General features: G+C 65.7%; 22 protein-coding genes. 13 read left to right on the forward strand and 9 right to left on the reverse strand.

Annotation, left to right across the window (positions count from 1 at the left end; all coding sequences use genetic code 11):
• The 5 genes from RBB31_RS11615 to rpoD form a co-directional block, all read left to right on the forward strand.
• Positions 1-1187: aminomethyltransferase family protein (locus RBB31_RS11615; protein WP_306129462.1), on the forward strand; the 1187-nt coding region annotated here is incomplete at its 5' end.
• A complete protein-coding gene (locus tag RBB31_RS11620; protein ID WP_306129463.1) occupies positions 1180-1731 on the forward strand; it encodes a sarcosine oxidase subunit gamma in 552 nt (183 codons plus the stop codon). The genes RBB31_RS11615 and RBB31_RS11620, both read left to right, overlap by 8 nt.
• A gap of 41 nt (positions 1732-1772) precedes the next feature.
• Positions 1773-2102, forward strand: coding sequence for a hypothetical protein (locus tag RBB31_RS11625; protein ID WP_306129464.1), 330 nt, complete (start codon positions 1773-1775; stop codon positions 2100-2102).
• A gap of 51 nt (positions 2103-2153) precedes the next feature.
• Complete coding sequence (gene dnaG / locus RBB31_RS11630; RefSeq protein ID WP_306129465.1) at positions 2154-4106, forward strand: DNA primase; 1953 nt, start codon at positions 2154-2156, stop codon at positions 4104-4106.
• 113 nt (positions 4107-4219) lie between these two features.
• Entirely contained in the window at positions 4220-6211 is a 1992-nt protein-coding gene (rpoD, locus tag RBB31_RS11635) for an RNA polymerase sigma factor RpoD (protein WP_306129466.1), read from the forward strand.
• Positions 6212-6358: 147 nt separating this feature from the next.
• Here rpoD and RBB31_RS11640 read toward each other — a convergent pair whose 3' ends face one another.
• Positions 6359-6562, reverse strand: coding sequence for a dodecin family protein (locus RBB31_RS11640; RefSeq protein WP_306129467.1), 204 nt, complete (start codon positions 6560-6562; stop codon positions 6359-6361).
• A 104-nt stretch (positions 6563-6666) separates the two neighbouring features.
• Between RBB31_RS11640 and RBB31_RS11645 the strand changes: the two genes are divergently transcribed.
• The gene (locus RBB31_RS11645; RefSeq protein WP_306129468.1) at positions 6667-7083 is read left to right on the forward strand and encodes a secondary thiamine-phosphate synthase enzyme YjbQ; all 417 of its coding nucleotides are present in this window, start codon (positions 6667-6669) and stop codon (positions 7081-7083) included.
• A 3-nt stretch (positions 7084-7086) separates the two neighbouring features.
• On the opposite strand, the gene RBB31_RS11650 is transcribed toward RBB31_RS11645, so the two are convergent.
• On the reverse strand, positions 7087-7764 hold the full coding sequence (locus RBB31_RS11650; RefSeq protein ID WP_306129469.1) for an SDR family oxidoreductase: 678 nt from the start codon (positions 7762-7764) through the stop codon (positions 7087-7089).
• Positions 7765-8003: 239 nt separating this feature from the next.
• On the opposite strand from RBB31_RS11650, the gene nrdR reads away from it, so the two are divergent.
• The 3 genes from nrdR to RBB31_RS11665 are packed head-to-tail and all read left to right on the forward strand — an operon-like array spanning position 8004 to position 10658.
• Positions 8004-8480 carry a transcriptional regulator NrdR gene (nrdR, locus tag RBB31_RS11655; protein WP_306129470.1) on the forward strand — a complete coding sequence of 159 codons (477 nt, stop codon included), beginning with the start codon at positions 8004-8006 and terminating at the stop codon, positions 8478-8480.
• Positions 8477-9589 (forward strand): bifunctional diaminohydroxyphosphoribosylaminopyrimidine deaminase/5-amino-6-(5-phosphoribosylamino)uracil reductase RibD, encoded by a 1113-nt coding sequence (gene ribD / locus RBB31_RS11660; protein WP_306129471.1) that lies wholly within the window; start codon positions 8477-8479, stop codon positions 9587-9589. Before nrdR ends, ribD begins: the two co-directional genes overlap by 4 nt.
• A gap of 34 nt (positions 9590-9623) precedes the next feature.
• On the forward strand, positions 9624-10658 hold the full coding sequence (locus RBB31_RS11665) for a hypothetical protein (protein ID WP_306129472.1): 1035 nt from the start codon (positions 9624-9626) through the stop codon (positions 10656-10658).
• A 12-nt stretch (positions 10659-10670) separates the two neighbouring features.
• On the opposite strand, the gene RBB31_RS11670 is transcribed toward RBB31_RS11665, so the two are convergent.
• Genes RBB31_RS11670 through RBB31_RS11680 form a run of 3 tightly spaced genes read right to left on the reverse strand, consistent with a single transcriptional unit; the run spans position 10671 to position 12519 of the window.
• The gene (locus RBB31_RS11670; protein WP_306129473.1) at positions 10671-11633 is read right to left on the reverse strand and encodes a sensor histidine kinase KdpD; all 963 of its coding nucleotides are present in this window, start codon (positions 11631-11633) and stop codon (positions 10671-10673) included.
• Positions 11618-12310, reverse strand: a complete 693-nt coding sequence (locus RBB31_RS11675) for a response regulator transcription factor (protein WP_306129474.1) — start codon at positions 12308-12310, stop codon at positions 11618-11620. Before RBB31_RS11675 ends, RBB31_RS11670 begins: the two co-directional genes overlap by 16 nt.
• Entirely contained in the window at positions 12307-12519 is a 213-nt protein-coding gene (locus tag RBB31_RS11680) for a hypothetical protein (RefSeq protein WP_306129475.1), read from the reverse strand. Before RBB31_RS11680 ends, RBB31_RS11675 begins: the two co-directional genes overlap by 4 nt.
• Before the next feature lie 181 nt (positions 12520-12700).
• On the opposite strand from RBB31_RS11680, the gene deoC reads away from it, so the two are divergent.
• Positions 12701-13690: a deoxyribose-phosphate aldolase gene (gene deoC / locus RBB31_RS11685; protein ID WP_306129476.1), complete on the forward strand. Its 990-nt coding sequence runs from the start codon at positions 12701-12703 to the stop codon at positions 13688-13690.
• Between the two features lie 36 nt (positions 13691-13726).
• Positions 13727-16072 (forward strand): aldehyde dehydrogenase family protein, encoded by a 2346-nt coding sequence (locus RBB31_RS11690; RefSeq protein ID WP_306129477.1) that lies wholly within the window; start codon positions 13727-13729, stop codon positions 16070-16072.
• Between the two features lie 47 nt (positions 16073-16119).
• Here the strand turns inward: RBB31_RS11690 and RBB31_RS11695 are convergent, their stop codons facing one another.
• From RBB31_RS11695 to RBB31_RS11710, 4 genes are all read right to left on the reverse strand, one after another.
• The gene (locus RBB31_RS11695) at positions 16120-16794 is read right to left on the reverse strand and encodes a cupin domain-containing protein (RefSeq protein WP_306129589.1); all 675 of its coding nucleotides are present in this window, start codon (positions 16792-16794) and stop codon (positions 16120-16122) included.
• Between the two features lie 52 nt (positions 16795-16846).
• Positions 16847-18886 (reverse strand): capsular polysaccharide biosynthesis protein, encoded by a 2040-nt coding sequence (locus RBB31_RS11700; protein WP_306129478.1) that lies wholly within the window; start codon positions 18884-18886, stop codon positions 16847-16849.
• Positions 18886-19992, reverse strand: coding sequence for a polysaccharide biosynthesis/export family protein (locus RBB31_RS11705; protein ID WP_306129479.1), 1107 nt, complete (start codon positions 19990-19992; stop codon positions 18886-18888). The genes RBB31_RS11700 and RBB31_RS11705 overlap by 1 nt, the downstream gene beginning before the upstream one ends.
• Positions 19993-20126: 134 nt before the next feature.
• Positions 20127-21419, reverse strand: a complete 1293-nt coding sequence (locus RBB31_RS11710; protein ID WP_306129480.1) for a capsule biosynthesis protein — start codon at positions 21417-21419, stop codon at positions 20127-20129.
• Positions 21420-21571: 152 nt separating this feature from the next.
• On the opposite strand from RBB31_RS11710, the gene RBB31_RS11715 reads away from it, so the two are divergent.
• A complete protein-coding gene (locus RBB31_RS11715) occupies positions 21572-22159 on the forward strand; it encodes a riboflavin synthase (RefSeq protein ID WP_306129481.1) in 588 nt (195 codons plus the stop codon).
• 195 nt (positions 22160-22354) lie between these two features.
• The gene (locus RBB31_RS11720; protein ID WP_306129482.1) at positions 22355-22489 is read left to right on the forward strand and encodes a hypothetical protein; all 135 of its coding nucleotides are present in this window, start codon (positions 22355-22357) and stop codon (positions 22487-22489) included.
• Positions 22490-22493: the final 4 nt, after the last annotated feature.

Below are 22493 nucleotides of genomic sequence, written 5' to 3' on the forward strand. Positions count from 1 at the left end.
AGGGGTTCGCGCCGGAGCGGTTTACCACCTCGCACGCGGCATCCGTGGCGCGGGGCGCGCCGATGATAGAGGCGGGGCTGTGGTACCGGCCCAGCTTTTTCCCGAAGGCGGGCGAAACACACTGGCGGCAATCCTGCGACCGCGAGGTGCGGATGGTGCGCGAACACGTCGGCATCTGCGATGTCTCGACCCTGGGAAAGATCGACGTGCAGGGGCCGGATGCGGCGGCGTTCCTGGATTTCCTGTACACCGGCAGGATGTCGACGCTGAAGGTAGGGCGCGTGCGATATGGCCTGATGCTGCGCGAGGACGGACATGTCATGGATGACGGCACCTGCGCGCGATTGGGCGAGTTGCATTTCCTTGTCACCACCACCACGGCGGCAGCCGGGCAGGTGATGCGGCACATGGAGTTCGCGCACCAGGTGTTGCGACCCGATCTGGATGTGCGCTTTGCCTCTGTGACCGAACAGTGGGCGCAATTCGCGGTGGCCGGGCCGAAGTCCCGTGCGCTGCTGGAGGAGGTGGTCGGGCAGGCGCTGGGCAACGAGGACTGGCCCTTCATGGCGTGCGGGGAAGTGCGGACGGGTGGTGTCGGGGCGCGGCTTTTCCGCATCTCGTTCTCGGGCGAGTTGGCCTATGAGATCGCGGTGCCGGCGCGGTACGGCGCGGCACTGTTCGACCTGTTGAGCGGGAAAGCCGAGGCGATGGAGGGCGGGCCCTACGGGATGGAGGCGCTCAATGTCATGCGGATCGAGAAAGGCTTCATCACCCATGCCGAGATCCATGGGCGCACCACCGCCTTTGACATCGGGATGCAGGGCATGATGAGCGACAGGAAGGATTTCATCGGAAAGGCGATGGCGGCGCGGCCGGGCCTGATGGAGGAGGACCGGGCGCAATTGGTGGGGCTGAAACCGGTGGGCGCGGTGAAGGAACTGATCGCGGGGGCGCACCTTTTCGCGCCCGGGGCGGAGCCGGTAAGCGAGAACGACGAGGGCTACATCACCTCAGTCGCGTTTTCGCCGATGCTGGGTCACGTGATCGGGATAGGCTTTCTGAAGCGGGGCCGGGCGAGGATCGGGGAACGGGTGCGCATGGTGGAACATCTGAAAGGCTCGACGACGCTGTGCGAGGTGGCGGCGCCGGGTGGTTTCGATCCCGAGGGAGGGCGGATGCGTGGGTGAGCTGACGGCGCGGACGCCGATGGATCGGATGCTGCCGAAGAAGATCGGCGGTGTCGCGCTGCGCGAGGTCGATCTTGGCGCAATGACACTGGTCATGCCCTATCGCGGCGCGGTTGATACGCTGTCGGGCGCGCTGGAGGCGGCACATGGGCTGAGCTGGCCGGAGACGGGGCGGATGACCGGCACGACGGGACGCGGTGTGCTGTGGTTCGGGCGTGCGCAGGCGCTCCTGATCGGTGTCGTACCGGATGAGGGACTGTTTGCAAAGGCGGCGCTGGTGGACCAGAGCGATGCCTGGGCGGCGGTCGAGATCGAGGGCGACAGACCGGCCGAGGCGCTGGCGCGGCTGACACCGGTGGACCTGCGGCCCGATGTATTCAGGGTGGGGCACACGGCGCGAACGGAAGTGGCGCACATGGCGGCCTCGCTGACGCGGACGGGTCAGGCGAAGTATATGATGATGGTCTTTCGGGCCTTTGCGCGGACGCTGGTGCATGAGCTTGGCAGAGCGCTGGAAGGGGTTGCCGCGCGGGGCGGGCGTTGACAGAGTTAAGTCTGTACTTGGGTTTGCCGAAAGGACGGGCGGTGTTGGTCAGGATCTTGTGGATGGCCGGGGCGATGTGCCTTGCGGGGCCGGTGCCGGCTTCGGCGGCGGTGGACAAGACTGTCGTTTGCAACGAGACCGCGAGGATCGTCGAAATCGCCGCGACCGGGCGAAAGGCCGGCAAGGACGCGACGCGCATCAAGCGCGAGCTGACCCGCGGCGAAGGCCAGGTCGAGGCGCGGCTGACGCCGATGGTGCCGCCGCTGGTTGACTGGGTGTTCACGATCGACGCGCAGGAAATGGGACGGCCGGATGCGGCCCGCGCGGTGACGGAGCGCTATCGCGAAGGCTGTCTGGGCTTTGAGCCCTGAATCGTGCAAAGCGCCTTGGCGAGGGCATCCGGTTGGCCCATATTGCGAGGTATGAGCCTGCCACCCGGATTCCTTGACGAGCTGCGCACCCGCACCTCCATCGTGCAGGTGGTTGGCCGCAAGGTCATGTGGGACAACCGCAAGTCCAACCAGGGCAAGGGCGACATGTGGGCGCCGTGCCCGTTTCACCACGAAAAGACTGCCAGCTTTCACGTCGATGATCGCAAGGGGTACTACTATTGCTTCGGCTGCCACGCGAAGGGCGACGCCATTTCCTTTGTGCGCGAGACCGAGAACGTGGAGTTCATGGAGGCGGTAAAGATCCTGGCGCAAGAGGCCGGAATGACCGTGCCCGAGCGCGACCCGCAGGCACAGGCCAAGGCCGACCGGCGCACGCAGTTGGTCGAGGTGATGGAAATGGCGGTGCGCCATTTCCGCCTGATGCTGAAGGCGGGCGCGGGGGCTGCCGCGCGGGAGTACCTGGCGGGGCGCGGCCTGGATGAGACGGCGCAGGACCGCTATGACATCGGGTTTGCTGCCGACGCCTGGCAGGATCTGTGGGATCACTTGAAAGGCAAGGGCGTCGAGGACGACCTGATCCTGGATTGTGGGCTGGCCAAGCCGAGCAACAAGGGCGGCAAGCCCTATGACACGTTCCGCAACAGGATCATGTTCCCGATCCGCGACCCTCGAGGACGCTGCATTGCCTTCGGGGGCCGGGCGATGGACCCGAGCGACAACGCCAAGTACCTCAACAGCCCGGAAACCGAGCTTTTCGACAAGTCGCGCACGCTTTATCACCACGGGCCTGCGCGAGAGGCGGCGGGCAAGGGGCAGCCGCTGATCGTGGCCGAAGGCTACATGGACGTGATCGCGCTGGCCGAGGCGGGGTTTGGCGCGTCGGTGGCGCCCTTGGGCACTGCGGTGACGGAACACCAGTTGGCGATGCTGTGGCGCATCACGGACGAGCCGATCATGGCGCTGGATGGCGACACGGCGGGATTGCGCGCGGCCTACCGGGTGATCGACCTGGCGCTGCCGCTGCTGGAGGCGGGCAAGTCGCTGCGGTTCGTGCTGATGCCGGAGGGGCAGGACCCCGATGACCTGTTACATGCCGAGGGCGCGGGGGCCGTACAGGCGTTGCTGGACAAGGCCATGCCGATGGTCGACCTAATGTGGCAACGCGAGACGGAAGGGCGCGATTTCGACAGCCCCGAGCGCAAAGCGGCGCTGGACAAGGCGCTGCGAGAAAAGATCATGACGATCCGCGATCCCAGCCTGCGCAGCCACTACGGACAGGCAATCAAGGACCTGCGCTGGCAGTTGTTCCGACCGAAGCCCAAGAGCGGCGGCGGATTCGCGACGCGGGGTGGCAAGTGGCAGAAGATCGAGCCGGTGCGGGCGACCACGAAATCGTCACTGTTGGTGGCGTCGGGAGACGCGGCGCAGACTCATCTGCGCGAGGCGGTGGTTCTGGCCACGCTGATCCGCAACCCCGAGATCCTGCCCGAGTTCGAGGCCGACCTCGATCGGCTGCAATGCGAGCCGCCGCATCACGGGCAGATCCGCGATGCGTTGCTGTTTCATCAGCCCGGTGGCACCGGAACGCTGGAATCCGAATTGTCGGAAAAACTGGGGCTCGACGTGGTTGAAAAACTGTTGTCGCTGCCCCATGTCGCCTTAGTTCCTGCCGTGCGGCGCCCAGGGGATGCGGAGCTTGCCCGCATGACGGTTGGCGAGACACTGGCCAAGCTGGAAGCCGACCGCGGACTGGCGGCGGAAATCCGGGAGGCCGAGCAGGACATTGCTGGTGTTGCCGATGAAGCTGTCACATGGCGGCTGAATGAGGCGGCACAGGCCCGCAACCGGGCATGGACCAGCCAGCAGGAAGACAAGACGGAATATGAGCGGGGCCGCAACGGTGCCCCGGTCAGCCGCGCAGAAAGAGAGCGATTCGATGCGCTGCTTGATCAGATCGGGTTCAACAAAGGGTCTGACGGGTAACGCTTTGAATGTAATCTTATGCAATCAGGGGTTAATGGTTTGCGAATCACCCCGTCGCCATGTTGATTCGGACTAGCGAATCACCTTCACCCGGATGGGACCAGGAGAGCTGAATGGCCGCCAAAGACACCGACGACGATCAGAAGACCGAAGAACAGGATGCCGAAATCTCGCTCGACATGAGCCAGGCGGCCGTCAAGAAGATGATCGGCGAGGCGCGGGAACGCGGCTTCATCACCTATGATCAGTTGAACAAGGTCCTGCCGCCCGACCAGGTGTCGAGCGAACAGATCGAGGATGTGATGTCGATGCTGTCCGAAATGGGCATCAACATCATCGAGGAAGAAGAAGCCGAGGAAGAAGAGCAGAGGACCACCGCCGTTGCTGAGATCGGCAAGAAGGGCGAAGTGGCGCTTGGCTCGGGGAAAGACGAGAAGCTCGACCGCACCGACGACCCGGTGCGCATGTATTTGCGCGAAATGGGGTCTGTCGAACTGCTCAGCCGCGAGGGTGAGATCGCCATCGCCAAGCGGATCGAGGCCGGGCGCAACACTATGATTTTGGGCCTGTGCGAAAGCCCGCTGACCTTCCAGGCGATCACCATCTGGCGCGACGAATTGCTGGGCGAGGACATCCTGCTGCGCGACGTGATCGACCTCGAGACCACGTTCGGCAACCAGATCGGCGACGGCGAGGCGGACGAGCCCGTGGTCGAGGCGGCCAACATGGCCAGCGCGCCTGCCGAGAAATCCGAAAGCAGCGACGAGCCGGAGCTTGACGCCGACGGCAACCCGATCGCCAGCGACGATGACGAGGACGAGGAAGAGCAGGCCAACATGAGCCTCGCGGCGATGGAGGCCACGCTGAAGCCGCGCGTGCTGGAAACGCTGGATCGGATCGCCTCGGACTACGAAAAGCTGAGCGCGATGCAGGACAGCCGCATTTCGGCGACGCTGAACGAGGACGGGTCGTTCACCGACAAGCAAGAGAAGACCTATCAGAAACTGCGGTCGGAGATCGTGGAACTGGTGAACTCGCTTCACCTGCACAACAATCGCATCGAGGCGCTGATCGACCAGCTTTATGGCATCAACCGCCGGATCATGCAGATCGATTCAGCGATGGTGAAGCTGGCCGACCAGGCCCGCATCAACCGCAAGGAATTCGTCGACGAGTATCGCGGGCGCGAGCTGGACCCCAACTGGCTGGAGGACATGGCCCAGAAAGAGGGCCGCGGCTGGAAGATGTTCATGGAGCGCAGCCCCGAGAAGGTGGAAGAGCTGCGCGCCGACATGGCCCAGGTGGGCCAGTATGTGGGGCTGGACATCAGTGAGTTCCGCCGCATCGTGAACCAGGTGCAGAAGGGCGAGAAGGAAGCCCGCCAGGCCAAGAAGGAAATGGTCGAGGCGAACCTGCGGCTGGTGATCTCGATCGCCAAGAAATACACCAACCGGGGCCTGCAATTCCTGGACCTGATCCAGGAAGGCAATATCGGCCTGATGAAGGCGGTGGACAAATTCGAGTATCGCCGGGGCTACAAGTTCTCGACCTATGCGACGTGGTGGATTCGCCAGGCCATTACCCGGTCGATCGCCGATCAGGCGCGCACGATCCGTATCCCGGTGCACATGATCGAGACGATCAACAAGCTGGTGCGCACGGGCCGCCAGATGCTGCACGAGATTGGTCGCGAGCCGACGCCGGAAGAGCTGGCCGAGAAGTTGCAGATGCCGCTGGAAAAGGTCCGCAAGGTGATGAAGATCGCCAAGGAGCCGATCAGCCTCGAGACGCCCATCGGCGACGAGGAGGATTCGCAGCTCGGCGATTTCATCGAGGACAAGAACGTGATCCTGCCGCTGGATTCTGCCATTCAGGACAACCTGAAGGAAACCACCACGCGGGTCCTGTCCAGCCTGACGCCGCGCGAGGAGAGGGTGCTGCGGATGCGGTTCGGAATCGGGATGAACACCGATCACACGCTGGAGGAAGTGGGCCAGCAGTTCAGCGTGACGCGGGAACGTATTCGCCAGATCGAGGCCAAGGCTCTGCGCAAGCTGAAGCACCCCAGCCGGTCGCGCAAGCTGCGGTCATTCCTGGATCAGTAGGTCGGCAAACCCTTCGGAAAAAGACACGGAACGGCGCCGGGCGGCGCCGTTTTCATTCGCGTGAGCCGATGCAAAAGGCCCCCGGACATCCGCCCGGGGGCCATTTTCGCACTCCGCCCGGTTGAAAGCGAGCGGCGCAAGATGGTGTCAATCGTCCAACAGGAACGTCACGGCGAGGTTCACGCGGAACTCCGAGATGTTCCCGTTGGACACGCTGACGTTCGAATCCTTGACCCATGCGCTTTCGATGTTGCGCAACGTCTTCGACGCGCGCTGGATGCCCTGCTTGACGGCATCATCGAAGCTCTCTTTCGAGGTCGCGGAAATTTCGGTTACTCGTCCGATAGACATTTGGTTCCTCCTTTTCCGTCCAATGGAGAAACGCGACAGGTCCGGCCCTTGTTCCTGACCGTGGCGCACTGGCGGAAATCGGCTGAGACGGGTAGAACGCAAAGATGCAAACAACGTTTACGATAGAGACGCGGGGGCAAGGCCTTTACGAATTCACTGCGGATGTGTCCGGGTGGGTGGCGGAGCAGGGCGTGCAGAGCGGGCTTCTGACGCTTTTCATCCGCCACACATCCGCCAGCCTGCTGATCCAGGAAAACGCCGATCCGGACGTGCAGACCGACCTGCGCAATTATTTCGCGCGGTTGGTGCCTCCGACCAGCAAGCCGTCCATGGCGTATCTGACGCATACCCAGGAAGGGCCGGATGATATGCCCGCGCACATCAAGGCGGCCATGATGCCGGTAAGCCTGTCGATTCCCGTCAGCGAGGGGCGGCTCGTGCTGGGGACGTGGCAGGGCATCTACGTTTTCGAGCATCGCGATGCGCCGCACAGTCGGAAAGTGGCGGCTCATCTGGCCTGAGCCTCAGCCCGTGGGCATCACGACCATCTCGCGTACGTCCGCACGCCGGGGCTGCTCCAGCGCGTAGACAACGGCGTTGGCGATATCCTCGGGCTTGAGCTTGTCGGGCTTGGCCTCGTCGAAGAAGGGCGTGTCGACCATGCCGGGGCAGATCACCGTGCAGCGGCCGCCCCATTCGCGCATTTCCTGGCTGAGATTGCCGGCGAAGCCTTGGACGAACCACTTGGACGCACCGTAGATCGAGCCGGGCAAATGGATCTTGCCCGCGACCGATCCGGTCAGCACGGCGTGGCCCTTGGCTTGCTGAAGGTGCGGATAGGCGGCCTTGATGGTGTAGAGCAGGCCGTTGACGTTGAGATCGAGCATGATGCGCCACTCGTCCGGATCGCCCTTTTCGACACCGGCGATGCCAAGGCCGCGCCCGGCGTTGGCGAAAACCGCATCGAGGCCGCCAAAGTGCTCGGCGGCGGTGTCTATGGCGGTCTGCAATTCCTCGAAATCGGTGACGTCGCCGGGCAGGGCGCGGGCGTGATCCGCTCCGAGTTCGTCGGCGAGGGCGTCGAGCTTGTCCCTGCTGCGGGCAAAGAGCGCGACGTTCCAGCCGGCGGCGACCGCCTTGCGGGCGGTTTCGGCGCCGATGCCGGTCGAGGCGCCGGTGATGAAGAGGGTCTTCCGGGTCATGAAAATCCTTTCGGAACGTGCGTTGAAATGCTGTCTGCAGGGCCAACACCCGTTGAGCCGATCCGTTCCGATGGCCCGGATCCAGGAGAATTTGGATAGAAACTGGTCCGAATCGACGCTTGATCTTGCGGCTGAATTTGCCCTCTACCCAAAACTTTGCGGCTGCCCTATAGTAGCTGTGGATAACTGGGCAAGAGACCCATGACCGTCAGAGGCAGAGAAGAAAAGGGGACCGGCCGATGCGCTGCCCGTTTTGCGGAAATATCGACACCCAAGTGAAGGATTCACGCCCCGCGGAGGATCATGTTTCGATCCGGCGGCGGCGGTTTTGCCCGGCTTGCGGCGGGCGTTTTACCACCTATGAGCGCGTGCAGTTGCGCGACTTGGTGGTGGTGAAAACGAACGGCCGGCGCGAGGATTTCGATCGCGACAAGCTGGAACGGTCGATCCGGATCGCGTTGCAGAAACGCCCTGTGGAGCCCGAGCGTGTGGAGCAGATGATTTCCGGCATCGTGCGGCGGCTGGAGTCCCTGGGCGAGACGGATATCCCGTCGAAGACGGTGGGTGAGATCGTGATGGAAAGCCTGGCGCGCATCGATACGGTGGCCTATGTTCGTTTTGCCAGCGTCTACAAGAACTTCCAGGCGGCCGACGATTTCGACAAATTCGTCAGTGAGTTGCGGCCCGGTGCGGTGGAAGAGCCCGGCGAGCCGTGAGCGCGGACGACATCCGCTTTCTCAGGCTGGCCCTGGGCCTCGGGCGTCGCGGACTGGGCCGGACCTGGCCCAACCCTGCCGTGGGCTGCGTGATCGTCAAGAACGGGCGCATAATCGGGCGCGGCACGACGGGCCTTGGCGGGCGGCCTCATGCCGAGCGGGTTGCGCTGGCGCAGGCCGGCGCGGCGGCCGGGGGGGCCACAGCCTATGTCAGCCTGGAGCCTTGCGCCCATCACGGACGCACGCCGCCCTGCACCGACGCCATCATCGCGTCTCGGATCGCGCGGGTGGTGGTGGCCATCGGCGACCCGGATCCGCGAGTCTCGGGCCGAGGGTTCGCGGCACTCCACGAGGCGGGGATCGCTGTCGAGATAGGGCATTGCGCGGCGGAGGCCCGGTATGACCTTGGCGGGTTCCTGAGCCGGATGACACGGGGACGCCCGGAGGTGACGCTGAAGCTGGCCACGTCGTTCGACGGACGGATCGCGACGGCCAGCGGCCACAGCCAATGGATTACAGGGACGCAGGCGCGGCGCTGGGTGCATGCCGCGCGAGCGCGTCATGATGCGGTCATGATCGGTGCGGGTACAGCTCGGGCGGATGATCCGTCCTTGACGGTGCGTGACATGGGCGCCACGCATCAGCCGGTGCGCGTGGTGGTGTCGCGCCGGCTGGACGTGCCGCTGATGTCGGCGCTGGCCCGGACCGCGTCGGAGGTGCCGGTCTGGATGTGTCACGGTCCGGATGCGGATGGCGCACTGATCGAGGCATGGCGGGGGCTGGGTGCCGAAATGGTGCCCTGCGGCCTGTCGGGGCGGCAACTGGACATGGGCTCGGTGCTGAACGAACTGGGGCGGCGCGGACTGACCCGTGTGTTCTGCGAAGGCGGCGGGGCGCTGGCGGCGTCCCTGCTGGCCGAGGGGCTGGTGGACCGGATGGCCGGGATCACCGCGGGCTTCGCAATGGGGGCCGAGGGGTTGCCCGGTATCGGGGCGCTGGGGCTTGACCGGCTGGACGGTGCGAGCCGGTTCGATCTTGTCGAGCAATCGGCACTTGGCGGAGATGTTTTACACGTCTGGGTTGCGCGGCGCCCGGGCGCGGGCCTATAGGTATGGAAACGGTCCGGCGAAGGAGGGACCGGGGATGATCAGGGGACTATGCGCGGCGATCGGGATGCTCTGGCTTTGGGCCGGGGCGGTTTTCGCGCAGGCGGCCTTTGGCGAGGCGGTAACGCTGTGGCTGTCGGGCGACGATGCCGAAAGCCTGCCGCGGCTGGCGCAGTTGGCCCGCGACGGACACAGCGACGCGCGTATCCTGCTGGCCCGGATCGAGACGATGGATCGCGGACCGTCGCCCTATCGCATGGGGCTGGAGCCAGAGGCGCGGCGTGCGCTTTTCCGCGACATGACGGGTCCGTCCCGGTTCGGGCGCAGTTGGCTGTCGGTGGAGGCGAGCGAAGGCAACCGGCTGGCCGAGATGTTCCTGCGCTCGCGCAAGCCGTTCCTTCAGTTGCAGACGCATTTCGCCCTGTGGCAGGCTGGCGAGCGGCAGGCCACGGATTATCCGACCCGGATCGCGGCGCTCTACGGGTCGCGCGCGATGCGAGAAAAGCTGGTGGCCAGCGAGACGATCCTACCAGAGATGCGGCCCTATCTTGCCTTTCTGGCCGACACACCCGAGCCGCAAGCCGATGGCATGGCAGCGCTGCGCCACATGCTGGCGCTGGGCGCGGAGGTTGTCAGCCCGGACGACCCCGAGACGCTGGGCATGGCGCAGTTCCTTGCGCTGGGGTTCGGCTTTGGGGACATGAGCGCGGGCAACAGGTGGCGCAAGCCGGTGGAGGACTGGGTGCTGCACGATCTGTCGGCGCGTCCGATCGCGGATCTGTGCCGCGCGGAGTGCCCGCGCCAGGCCGGAGCCTGCGGGGTGGCGCTTCTAGCGTTGACGGGAGGGTTCTACGAGATGTCGCGGCTCGACAGCCCTTATGAAAAGGTGATCCCTCAGGAACGGTTTTTGAACAGTGCGCGGGCGCGGGTGATGACCCTGCGGCGCGCCGCGCTGGCGCGTGACGAACCGAACCAGAAACACCTGTCGGACCGGCCGGGCATGTCGCGCCTATCAAGCTGTGCCGCCGTGCTGGTGCTGCAGGAGCGGGCGACCTATGCCCGGGTGCGCTGAAGGCGCGCACGGTCAGTCGAAGGTGACCTCGAAGAGCGCGCCGCGCCCGGACGGCAGGAGCGCGATGTCGCCCCCGGCGGCGCCCAGCATGGTGCGCACGATGGCCAGCCCCATTCCGGTGCCGCCCGTGGCGCGGCGGGTCGTGAAGAACGGCTCGAAGATGCGAGCGCGGTTGCCCTCGGCGATGCCGGGCCCGTCATCCTGCACGGTAAAGCCGTCTTCGGTGCCGGTGACCTTCAGCTTCCGAGCGCCATGCGCGGCGGCATTCTGCGCGAGGTGCGTCAGGATGGCGTGAAGCGCGTCGGGATCGAGCGGTACGGCACGGTCGTGGTGCAGGTCGAGCGCCACGCCCGCCTCCACCTTGTTCAGCGCCACGGAGAGCTGCGTCGGGCCGTGCCCCAGAGGATCGCGCGCTTTGGCAAGCCGACGCAACGCATCCAGAAGAACCTGCATCTTCAGGGCGGATGTGCGGATTGTCTCGGTCAACTGGGCGCGGTCTTCGGGCGGCATGTCGTCTTCGAGAAGTTCAGCCGCGCCGATCAGGCTGGTGAGCGGCGACTTGAGTTCGTGAGTGACATGGTTGGTATAGGCGCGCAATCCCGCCTCGCGATCTTGGAGCGTGCTGCCCATGTCAAGGACGGCCTGTCCCAGGGCGGTCAGTTCGGGCGTGCCGAAATGCCGGGGAAGGGGCGCGTCGTCGCGCCCGTCCTTCACCGCTTTGGCATGGGCGGTCAGCGCGTAGACCGGCCGCAGCACCAGCCGCCACAGAAGAAACGCCAGCAAAAGAGTTGTGACGACGGCCAACGTGCCGATCAGCAGGGTGGTCTCGCCCCAGCCGAGGATAAAGCCCGCGACCTTAAAATAGCCGATGGCGATGACCGGAAGCACCAGCACCGCCGAGAGTGTGCCGCCGATCACAAGAGCCAGGGGCGGACGCCATTTCCGGCGTATGCGCTGCTTTACGCCGCCTGGCATGTGCCCATCCGGATGCCCACCCCGTGCACGGTTTCGATGGCGTTGTCGCAGCCCGCCTCGGCCAGCTTGGCGCGCAGATTGCGCAAGTGGCTGTCGAGGGTGCGGTCCGACACGTGGATGCTGGGCCCGTAGACCGCATCGGTCAGTTGAGCCTTGGTGGCCACGTGGTCTGGGCGGGACATCAGGTGTTCCAGCAGCGACATTTCGCGGGCCGTCAACGCGACGGTCTGGGTGCCGAAACTGCACAGATGCCGCTCGGGGTCGAGACGAAGGGCGCCGTGGCTGAGCGGCTGGGTCACGCCGGTGACCGGGCCTTGTTCGGTGCGCTTGAGAATGGCGCGGATGCGGGCCACCAGCTCGCGCGGCGAAAAGGGTTTGGTCACGTAGTCGTCACCGCCCAGTTCGAAACCGAGGACACGGTCGATCTCTTCGTCGCGTGCGGTCAGGAAAAGCACGGGCGTGTCGTGCTCGACGCGCAGGCGGCGGCACATCTCCAGCCCGTCCATCTCGGGCAGGCCGATATCGAGCACGATCAGGTCGGCCTTGCCGCTGCGGGCTTTGGCCAGCCCCTCGGCCCCGTCGCCGGCCTCGGCCACGTCGTGCCCGGCCTTTCTCAGGGCGATGCGCAGCACGTCGCGGATCTGGGGGTCGTCGTCGACGATCAGGATATGGCTCATTCTTCGATCCGCAGCCGTACTGTTTCGGGCATGAAGCTAGGCGATTGGCCGGGTTTGGAAAAGCCCTGTCGTTCCGGCGGTGTGGCGTGGCTTGTGCCCGACACGGCGAGGCCCGACAGGATGGCGAGGCCGAGCGCGAGAAGCAGGGCGCGGCGATGTTGGAGCCGGGCACGGGGAACGCGGCGTTCGATCAGGAAAGCGTGTCGCATTGGGGTCTCCTCTGGCTGCGGGTATGGTGGTTGTGAGGGTAGGCTAGGGCAGGGATGTGCACCGGTTGGCGGCGCGGTTGTGCAAATTTCGTGCAGGTGCGCCTGCGCCCGGCTGCGGCTTGCCAAGGGGCGGCGTGCATGCGACGCTTTGCGGGTGATTTTCCATGCTTGAATGGTGGCCATGACGATCCGGACTGAGACCGCGCAGACGCACCTGCCGCAAACGTTGGAGCCGCGCAACGCGGGCGTCCCGCTGGACCTCGACCACGTGGCGAGGGTCGCGGTGAACACCTCGGCAGTCGAGAGGCGAGCGGGCACGTTGCCGGGGCGGCGGACGGTCAAGAAGGACTACCAGGCGGCGTGGCTTTGCCGGGCGATCAGCTGTATCGACCTGACCACCTTGTCGGGCGACGACACCGCCGGGCGAGTCGCGCGGCTGTGCGCCAAGGCGCGACAGCCGTTACGCGCGGACCTGTTGGCCGAACTGGGGATGGAAGGGCTGAGCGTTGGCGCGGTTTGTGTTTATCACGACATGGTAGCGCCGGCCCGCCGGGCGCTGGAGGGCAGCGGAATTCCGGTGGCTGCGGTCTCGACCGGGTTTCCGGCGGGCTTGTCGCCGTTTCACCTGCGGCTGGCCGAGATCGAGGCGAGCGTCGCTGAAGGTGCCGACGAAATCGACATCGTGATCTCGCGCCGGCATGTGCTGACCGGTGACTGGCAGGCGCTTTACGACGAGATGCAGGCCTTTCGCGCGGCCTGTGGCGCGGCGCATGTGAAGGCGATACTGGCCACGGGCGAGCTCGGCAGTCTGCGCAACGTGGCGCGGGCGTCGCTGGTGTGCATGATGGCGGGGGCGGATTTCATCAAGACCTCGACCGGCAAGGAAAGCGTGAACGCAACCCTGCCGGTGACGCTCGTGATGCTGCGGGCGATCCGGGCCTATCACGCGGCGACGGGGTGCCGCGTTGGATACAAGCCCGCCGGTGGCATCTCGAAGGCGAAGGATGCGCTGGTTTACCTGTCGATGATCAAGGAGGAATTGGGCGATCGGTGGCTGCGGCCCGACCTGTTCCGATTTGGCGCGTCAAGTCTGTTGGCGGATATCGAGCGGCAGTTGGAGCACCACGTCACCGGGCGGTATTCGGCGGGGTGGCGGCATGGCCTGGGGTGAGCGCATGGAATTGAATATTTCGGGAACGATGAAGCCATGACCGTCAAGGAAATCTTCGAAAGCATGGACTATGGCCCCGCGCCGGAAAGCGCCGCCGACGCCTATGCCTGGCTGGTGGACCAGGGCGACAGGTTCGGGCATTTCATCGACGGGGCGTTCACCGCGCCGGGCGAGGGGTTCGAGGCGAGGAACCCGGCCACGGGCGAGGTGTTGGCGCTGCTGAGCCAGGCCAGTGCGGCGGACGTGGATGCCGCTGTGACGGCGGCGCGGAAGGCCCAGCCGAAATGGGAGCGCCTAGGCGGGCCCGGGCGGGCGCGGTACCTTTATGCGCTGGCGCGGCTGGTGCAGAAGAACGCGCGGCTTTTCGCGGTGCTGGAGGCGCTGGACAACGGCAAGCCTGTGCGCGAAAGCCGCGACATCGACGTGCCCTTGGTGCACCGGCATTTCTATCACCACGCCGGGCTGGCGCAGTTGCTGGATGTCGAGCGGCCGGACCGGCGGGCGCACGGGGTGTGCGGGCAGGTGATCCCGTGGAACTTTCCCCTGTTGATGCTGGCTTGGAAAGTGGCGCCGGCGCTGGCGGCGGGCAACACGGTGGTTCTGAAACCCGCTGAATGGACCTCGCTGACAGCGCTGCTTTTCGCGGATATCTGCCGGCAGGCCGGGCTGCCCGAGGGCGTGGTCAACATCGTGACCGGCGACGGCGCAGTGGGCGAGCGGGTCGTCACGCATGAGGGCGTGGACAAGGTGGCCTTTACCGGCTCGACCGACGTGGGGCGGCGCATCCGGCAGCAGACGGCGGGACAGGGCAAGGCGCTGACGCTGGAGCTGGGCGGCAAGAGCGCCTACATCGTGTTCGAGGATGCCGATATCGACAGCGCCATCGAGGGGCTGGTCGATGCGATCTGGCTGAATGGCGGCCAGGTCTGTTGCGCGGGCTCGCGGCTGCTGGTGCAGGAAGGGATCTCTGACGATTTTCAGGCGCGGCTGCGCGAGAGAATGGGCAAGCTGCGCATCGGCAACCCGCTGGACAAGTGCATTGACGTGGGCGCGATGGCCGACCCTGTACAGGTGGAGCGGGTGCGGCGGCTGGTCGATGGCAGTGCCGCGGGCCAGAGGTTTGCCGCTGCGGTGGAGATGCCGTCGGAGGGGGCGTTCTATCCGCCGACGCTGATCACCGGGCTGGCGCCCTCGGACGCGCTGATGCAGGAAGAGATTTTCGGTCCGGTGCTTGTCTCGACCACGTTCCGGACACATGCGGAAGCCGTCGCTTTGGCCAACAACACGCGCTATGGGCTGGCGGCGTCGGTTTGGTCGGAAAGCCTCAACCTGGCGCTGGACGTGGCGCCGAAGCTGGCGGCGGGCGTGGTCTGGGTGAACGGGAGCAACATATTCGACGCGGCGGCGCCGTTTGGCGGTGTGCGCGAAAGCGGGTTCGGGCGCGAAGGCGGATGGGCGGGGCTGGATGCCTACCTAAGGCCGGCGGGGGCGCGAAAGACGTTGCGCCCGATCGCGGGGTTCACGGGGGGCGCAGACGGTGTGGTCGAAGGAATGGACCGGACACCGAAGCTGTACATAGGAGGCAAGCAGGCGCGGCCCGACGGGGGGTATTCGCGCGTGGTGTACGGCAAGTCGGGCAAGGCACTGAGGCAGGTGCCGGTGGCCAACCGCAAGGATATCCGCAACGCGGTTGAGGCCGCCCGCGGGGCGGCGGCCTGGGGCAGGACCAGCGGCCACGCGCGGGCGCAGATCCTGTATTACATTGCCGAGAACCTGTCGGCGCGAGCGGGTGATTTCGCGGGGGTGCTGGACGCCATGAGCGGCGGGCGCAGTGGCGCCGGTGAGGTGGAGGCCAGTGTCGACCGGCTGTTCACATGGGCGGCCTGGGCGGACAAATTCGCGGGCGAGGCCGCCGCGGTGCCGATCCGCGGCATGGCGCTGGCGCTGCGTGAGCCTGTGGGCGTGATCGGCTCGTTCTGCCCGGATGAGGCGCCACTGCTGGGGCTGGTGTCGGTGCTGGGGGCGGCGATGGCGATGGGCAATCGCGCCGTGCTAGTGGCGTCGGAGCCCTTCCCGCTGGCGGCGATGGAACTGGTGCAGGTGCTGGAAACCTCGGACGTGCCGGCGGGCGTGGCGAACTTGCTGGTGGGGCCGGTCGCGGAGCTGGCGCCGCACCTGGCCGGGCATACGGATGTCGAGGCGGTCTGGAGCTTTGCCTCGGCCGACTTGTCGGCCGTGATCGAGCGGGAGAGTGCCGCCAACCTCAAGCGGACCTGGGTGAACAATGGACGCGCGCTGGACTGGTACGATGCGGGCGGGTGCCGTGCCTTCCTGGAGGCGGCGACGGAGGTCAAGACCGTGTGGGTGCCTTATGGAGAGTGACCTTTGAGCCGGGTGGCGAAGAGGTCCCGGATCGGGTCCGGGACGGGTTACGTCTTGGGGCCGGTCGGGGTGTCGCGCAGGTGGTCGCGCTTGATCCAGACGCGGGCGCCGTCGGGTCCGACCTGGGCAGTTGATGACGCGCCTTTGGGCAGGCGCAGCCAGCTGAGACGCTTGAAGGTCTCGCCGCCTTCGGTGAAGCCGCCGTCCAGCACCAGCAGTTCCAGCCCGTCGGGTGCTTCGAGAGATACGGTCGCATCCGGTGCCCAGCGTTCCAGCGCGACATCCTCAAGCCCGTCGGAAAAGAGAGGCATGATCTCGACCGCGTCGCGGTCCGGCAGAAAGCGCATCTTGTTCGTGTCGATGCGGACATGGGTGCGGTCGCCGAGGTCGAACTGCCAGAGTTTCACGAGAATGGTGCAGCCCGGCGCGGAGCCCGGCGTGTGAGAGGATTCCGGCGGATTGCGGATGTAGCTGCCTTCGGGGAAATCGCCGTGCTCGTCCGAGAACACGCCGTCGAGCACGAGGAATTCCTCGCCGCCGGTATGGACATGAGACGAAAAAGCGCTGTTCGGGGCGTAGCGCACGATCGAGGTGGCGCGGGCCACTTCGTCACCGATCCGGTCGAGGATGCGGCGGTCAACACCGGGCATGGGCGAGGCGATCCAGTTCTCGTCGGCGGCATGTACGACCGCGCGTTGGGTGAAATCGCTGTTGCGGTCCATCCGATCCTCCATCCGGTCCGTTGCACTCAAGATAAGGCACCGGGCCGGATTGTCACCGCCAGAGGCTGGCGCGCGAGGCAAGAAGCCCCTGAAGTTTTGCAAGAAGGCGGTTGGCCGGGCCGGGATGGGGGATGTCGCCGGTGGCGAGGCGGTCCAGCACGACCTCGACCGGGCAGGGCTGGCCGGTGACGGGATCGAAATAGCGCGGATAGTCGATGAGCGCGGCATGAACGAGGCCGTGCAACGTTGGCCGCGCGGCGCGGCGGGCGGGGACGTCGCCGGTATCGGTGGTCAGGCCCCACCCGGCATAGAACGGCGCGCCAGTGGTGGTGACGGGAACGCCGCGGAGGAGTGCCTCGAATCCCATGAGCGAGGTCATGGTGAAGACGCGTTGCACTTGGGACAACAGCGCGGCGGGATCGGCGCGGGGCAGGGCGATGGCATCGAGCCTGTCCAGATCGGCCTGGGCGATTGCGCCCTCGCGCAGGCCCGCCTCGACATCCGGGTGGGGTTTGTATAGCAGGACGCCATCGGGATGCGCGGCGCGGGCCGACTCCAACAGGGCGAGGTTGGTCGCGATCCGACCCGCGCCGGTGCGGATGGAGGCGTCATTCTCGACCTGGCCGGGGACAAGCACGCGCGGGCCGTCGGGCAGGTCGGGAACCGAGAGGCCGAGATTGTACTTGCTGAGGCCCAAGGACACGAGGCGACGGATCAGGCGTTCGGCGCGCAGGTCCTGGTCGGGGCGCAAAATTTTGCGCCGTGCGATCCACCGTTCCAGGCGGCTTTCGCGCGTGGGATCGTAGTAGATGCCGAGATCGTCGCAGACGAGCGACAGGGGCGGCACCAGGTCCGCACCCAGCCCTCGCGAGCGCAGGAACCCGTCCTCCACGCGGATAACCGGAAGGTCGGCAGGGGCTTTGCCGGCCCAGCACATGTGGGTGCGATTGTTGGTGGCTGCAATTTTTGCTGCACGGGCGGGGTCGTCCTTGAAGATCACGCGCTTCTCGGTGCCGAAGATCTTTTGGAAGGGCTTGCGTTTCCACAGGCGCATGCCCGACGCGACCCAGCCACGGTGATCGGCCCGCCATGCATTCGTGCGGGCCTCGAGGATGGAAATCGCGTCTTCCAGCTCGCAGAGGCGGTCGCGGTGGGGGTCGTACCACTTGGGATAAAGGATCATCGCGGCGGCAAAGAGCTGTGCCCGTGAAAGAGCGCGGCCGCGACGGGAGAGGGGGTGAGGGTGGCGATCCTCGGTCAGGCCCCAGCCGGCGTAGAAGGGCTGGCCGAAGACATGGGGTTTGTGACCGGCGAAGATCGCCTCGAACCCGAGTTGGGAGGTGACGGCGTAGACCGCGACGGCGCCTTCCATGAGGGTCCAAGGGCTGACCGGATCGGAAAATAGCATGACGCGGTCGGAGGTATCGTCGGGGCCGAAATAGCCCTGGCGGTGGCCCTGCACGGTTTCGGGGTGAGTCTTTACCAAGACCGGGCAGCCGGGGTTTTCCTCCTGCGCGTAATAGAGCATCTCGCGGAAGGTGTTGGCGTCGGCTCCGCCATGTGTGACCGATGCGTCGCCGCGGGTCTGGTCCAGCACCAGGACATAGCCCGGCGCGGGGCAGGGCGCGGCAGGATCGAAGGCGGTGTATTTTGTAAGGTGCGCTTCGGTCATGCGGGCGATGCAGCCACGGGCCCGGTCCATGAGGGCGGTGTCGTCGAGCGAATGGGTGGCCAGAAGTGTTTCCAAGTCCGAGGGTGCGCTGCGGTCGAAATGAACGCCGGTATGGTCAATTAGCACTCCCAGCGGCGGTTCGCCCGCGCGACCGGGATGCAGCGAACGCAGGAAGGCGTCCTCGACCCGCACGATGCTGGCGCCGGTCTTTGCCGCCATCGCCTCGCCCCGGCTGGCGTAAGGCGAGCGGCCCCAGACCGCGATCAGGTCGTCCGCGCCGGGCTTGCCAAGCTGCAGAGGCAGGCCGGCGAGCTCGAGGATGCGGCGAATGCGGCGCTGGCGCAGGAAGCCCGCGTTGAAATAGAAAACCCGCCGGGACGACTCTTCTCCGGCGGGTTTCGAAAGGGTGGTTCGCGCCATCAGGATCCGCTGAGCGTATCGCCTGCGGTCGAGATGGAACCGACGGCGCCGAGCGTACCGGTGAGCGCGCCGATGACCTTGCTCCACTGGGTAAAGGGAGCCTCGGTGACGTAGAGCGTGTCGTCGTCGCGAATGGCGAAGTCGCGGGCCATGAACATCCCGTTGGGCTGTGTAAGGTCCAGCACGTAGACCAGCCGCTGGGCCCCGATGAGATCGTTGCGGCCCAAGACCTGATTGGCGATTTCCGCCGGTTCGTTGCGCAGCACGAAAACGCCGGTGGGGTCGGCCGCATTGGCCTGAAGGCCGCCGACCTGGGCGATGGCCTCGATCGCCGAGATGGTGGGCGACGGGAACGGCACGCGAGCCTGCCCGCCGGTGGCGCCGAGCGCGGTGAAGGCGCGTGTGTCTTCCTCGACCAGCACGCGGTCGCCGCCGCGCAGGGCGATGTCGAACTCGGGGTGGCGGAACAGGTCCTGGAACCAGACCTTGGAGCGCATGTTGCCGCGGATCACGGTGACTTGCGCGATTTCCGGCTCGATGGTCACGCCGCCCGCAGCGGCCAGCATGGTGGAGAGCGTGCGGGTGGGGCGCTCGATCGGGTAGACGCCCTGGCCGCCCACGGCGCCCACCAGCGATACCGTGGCGCCGTCGCCAGCAAGGCGGCGCACCTCGACCTGCGGGTCGGGGGTCTGTTCATCGAGCTTGGAGGTGATGATGCGCCGGATCGCCTCGGGCGTGTTGCCGGCGGCGCGGATACGACCCGCGTAGGGCACGAAGATGAAGCCGGCACCGTCGACCTGCACTTCTTCCAGAAGGGTCTGGTTGGCGCCTTCGCCAGCCAGCAGGCCGTCATCGACGTTTTCCCAGATTGTCAGGCCCAGGGTGTCGCCGGGGCGGATGGTGTCGGAGCCGACGAGCCCCGCATTCTTGAAGGCGTCGGTGAAGCCGAGTGCGGGCTGAACGGCGGTGGCGCGGGTTACGCGGTCATTGACCGAAACCACGAAAGCATCGCCGGATCGCTGCACGGAACCGGAGTAGATCTGGCGTTTGCTGGGGCCTGAGCGGGGGAGGAAGCTGCACGACGCGATCATGCTCACAACGAGCATTATTGCGACGGACTTCGCCCATCGTTTGGATTGGATTTTCACTGCCCGGTCTCCTCGACCTGATTTCCTGCCTCGGTTTTTTACCAACCGTAGCGTGAAGCGTCATGAAAATCCAGTGCCTTAGGGCTGGGTCTTCAGGTGACGGCCTGCAACTGTTGCCTTGGAGCCGCGGTGCCCGTGACCAGAGCGTCGTAGGGATCATCAGAGCTGAGCATCATGTCGACGGCCTGGCGCAGAAGCTGTCGGCGGCCGTTGGCGGAATAGAAGCCGCCCGCGACCTGGCTGGTTTCGAGCAGGTAGCGGCGGTAATCGCCATAGGCCTTGCGGTCGGGCCGTTCGGCTCCGGCGAAGAAATCGCGCAGCGGCTTGGTAGAGACGAATTCGGGCTTGGCATAGACCGCTTCGCCGAAGGTCTTGAGCGGAATGCCGCGCCAGAGCACCTGCTGCGCGGCGGTGGAGTTCACGGTGACGGCGCTGCGGGCCTCGTTTAGAAGGCGCGCCAGCTTGCCGCCGCGCACATAGTGCACGCGGTCGAAAATGCCGTGCTGCCGCGCCAACCGGCGAAGGGTCGCGCGGATCGGGGTTCGGCCATCCTCGAGCGGGTGGGCCTTGACCACCAGGTGATGGTGTTTGGGCGCGCCCTTGGCGAAACTTTCGGCCACGGTTTCGAGGAATTCGGTCATCGTGGTGAACGGAGAATGCTTCTGGAACGAGGCGTCATGTTCCAGTTGCAGCAGCGCCAGATGATAGGGAAAGCCGCCGTGGCGGATGCGCCAGGTGGCGATGCGCCGGTCGATGGCCTGAAACGGCATTAGGACCAACCGCTTGAGGTAAAGGGCGAATTCCTGGCGGACGGTCAGGGCGCGGTGGGGGCGAAAATTGCGGTAGCGGCGATTAAACAGCAGCACGCAGCCGTGATAGGCCGCGCCGTAAAAGATATGCTGGCGCATATCGCCCCAGGAGGCAGGCGGCAGGGCTGTGTCCATGTCGGAGTTTTCCAGAGCCTTGCGCATGTCGTCGACGCCCATTTCCATCAGGCGCGAATGGCCGTTCGAGCCGCCGCGCTCGTAGGTGACCCAGTAGGGGCGCAGGTAGCCTTCCTCGAACACGTGAATGGTGAGGCCGAGCGCTCGCGCCTCCTCGACCGCCTGGGCGTGGATCGTGCGCGTATCGCCGTAGAGTACCAGATCGGTGACGCCCTTGTCCTGCACCAATGCGCGGAAGGTGGGCTGCCAGTCTTCGGCGGCGCCGGTGAAGGGGATATAGCTGCGGCGGTCGCGCCAGAAGGCCGCGTCGCCGGCGTTAAAGCCCACGCGCCATACCTCCGCCCCGGCGCGGCGCAACATGCGGCCCAGCCTTGAAAAAAACGGGCCGTGGGGTCCTTGCAAAAACAAGAAGACCCGGTTGTCGCCGGTTGGTGAACTCATACCCTTGTGCCTTTTTTACGCCTGGATGCGTTTAAACTTTTGGAGTCTGTTAGGCCAGTATTTAGTCGAAATTAAGGCTGGGGACGGTGGGGCGGTCCTTGCCTTGGGCGGGCTTGCCCGGTAGGTCGGAACTGGACCACAGGGAGACGGGCATGTTCACCGGTATAATCACGGATATGGGCGAGATACGGGCGCTGGAACAGCGCGGTGATCTGCGGGCGCGGATCGGCACCGGCTATGACATGGCGGGCGTCGACATGGGCGCGTCGATCGCGTGCGACGGCGTGTGCCTGACAGTGGTGGACAAGGGGCCGGACTGGTTCGACGTGGACGTGTCGGCAGAGACCCTGTCGAAGAGCAACCTGGATACCTGGGGTGAGGGCAGAAAAGTCAACCTCGAGAGGTCTTTACGGGTCGGAGACGAACTGGGCGGGCACATCGTTTCGGGGCACGTGGATGGCCTGGCCGAGGTGGTCGGCGTCGAGGATGAGGGCGACAGCACGCGGGTCAGATTGCGCGCCCCGGATGCGCTGGCGAAGTTCATCGCGCCCAAGGGATCGGTGGCGCTGAACGGCACCTCGCTGACGGTGAACGAGGTCGAGGGCGCGGTGTTCGGGGTCAACTTCATCCCGCATACCAAGCAGGTCACGACATGGGGCCGCGTGGCTGTGGGCGACCTGGTGAATCTGGAGATTGATACGCTGGCACGCTACGTGGCGCGGCTGGCCGAGGCGGGTTGAGGCGGCCGGCGGGTAAAGCCCTCGGAATTAACCTTTGTGAACGTCGGTATCGCGTCGGTATCCCGGTAGCATCGCGTCGGTGCCATTTTCTGAACCTGTCTGTCAGGCGATGCGACCCATGCGCAGGGGTGATCCGCGCATTCCGTTCGCTGGATGTGACGGCTTGCCCGCCAGATCGCAGAGCGAGGCATTTCGATGACCCTTCCCAACCGTTTTCATATCGTGGCGCTGGCTGCGCTAATCCTCGGCGGGCTGATCGCCGACAGCGCCGAGTCGCAGGGCATGGCTTGCGACCATCCGTACCGGTCGGGCAGTGAGGCTGCGGCCTGAGAAA

Source organism: Roseovarius sp. MMSF_3350, assembly GCF_030733425.1.
GTDB lineage: Bacteria > Pseudomonadota > Alphaproteobacteria > Rhodobacterales > Rhodobacteraceae > Roseovarius.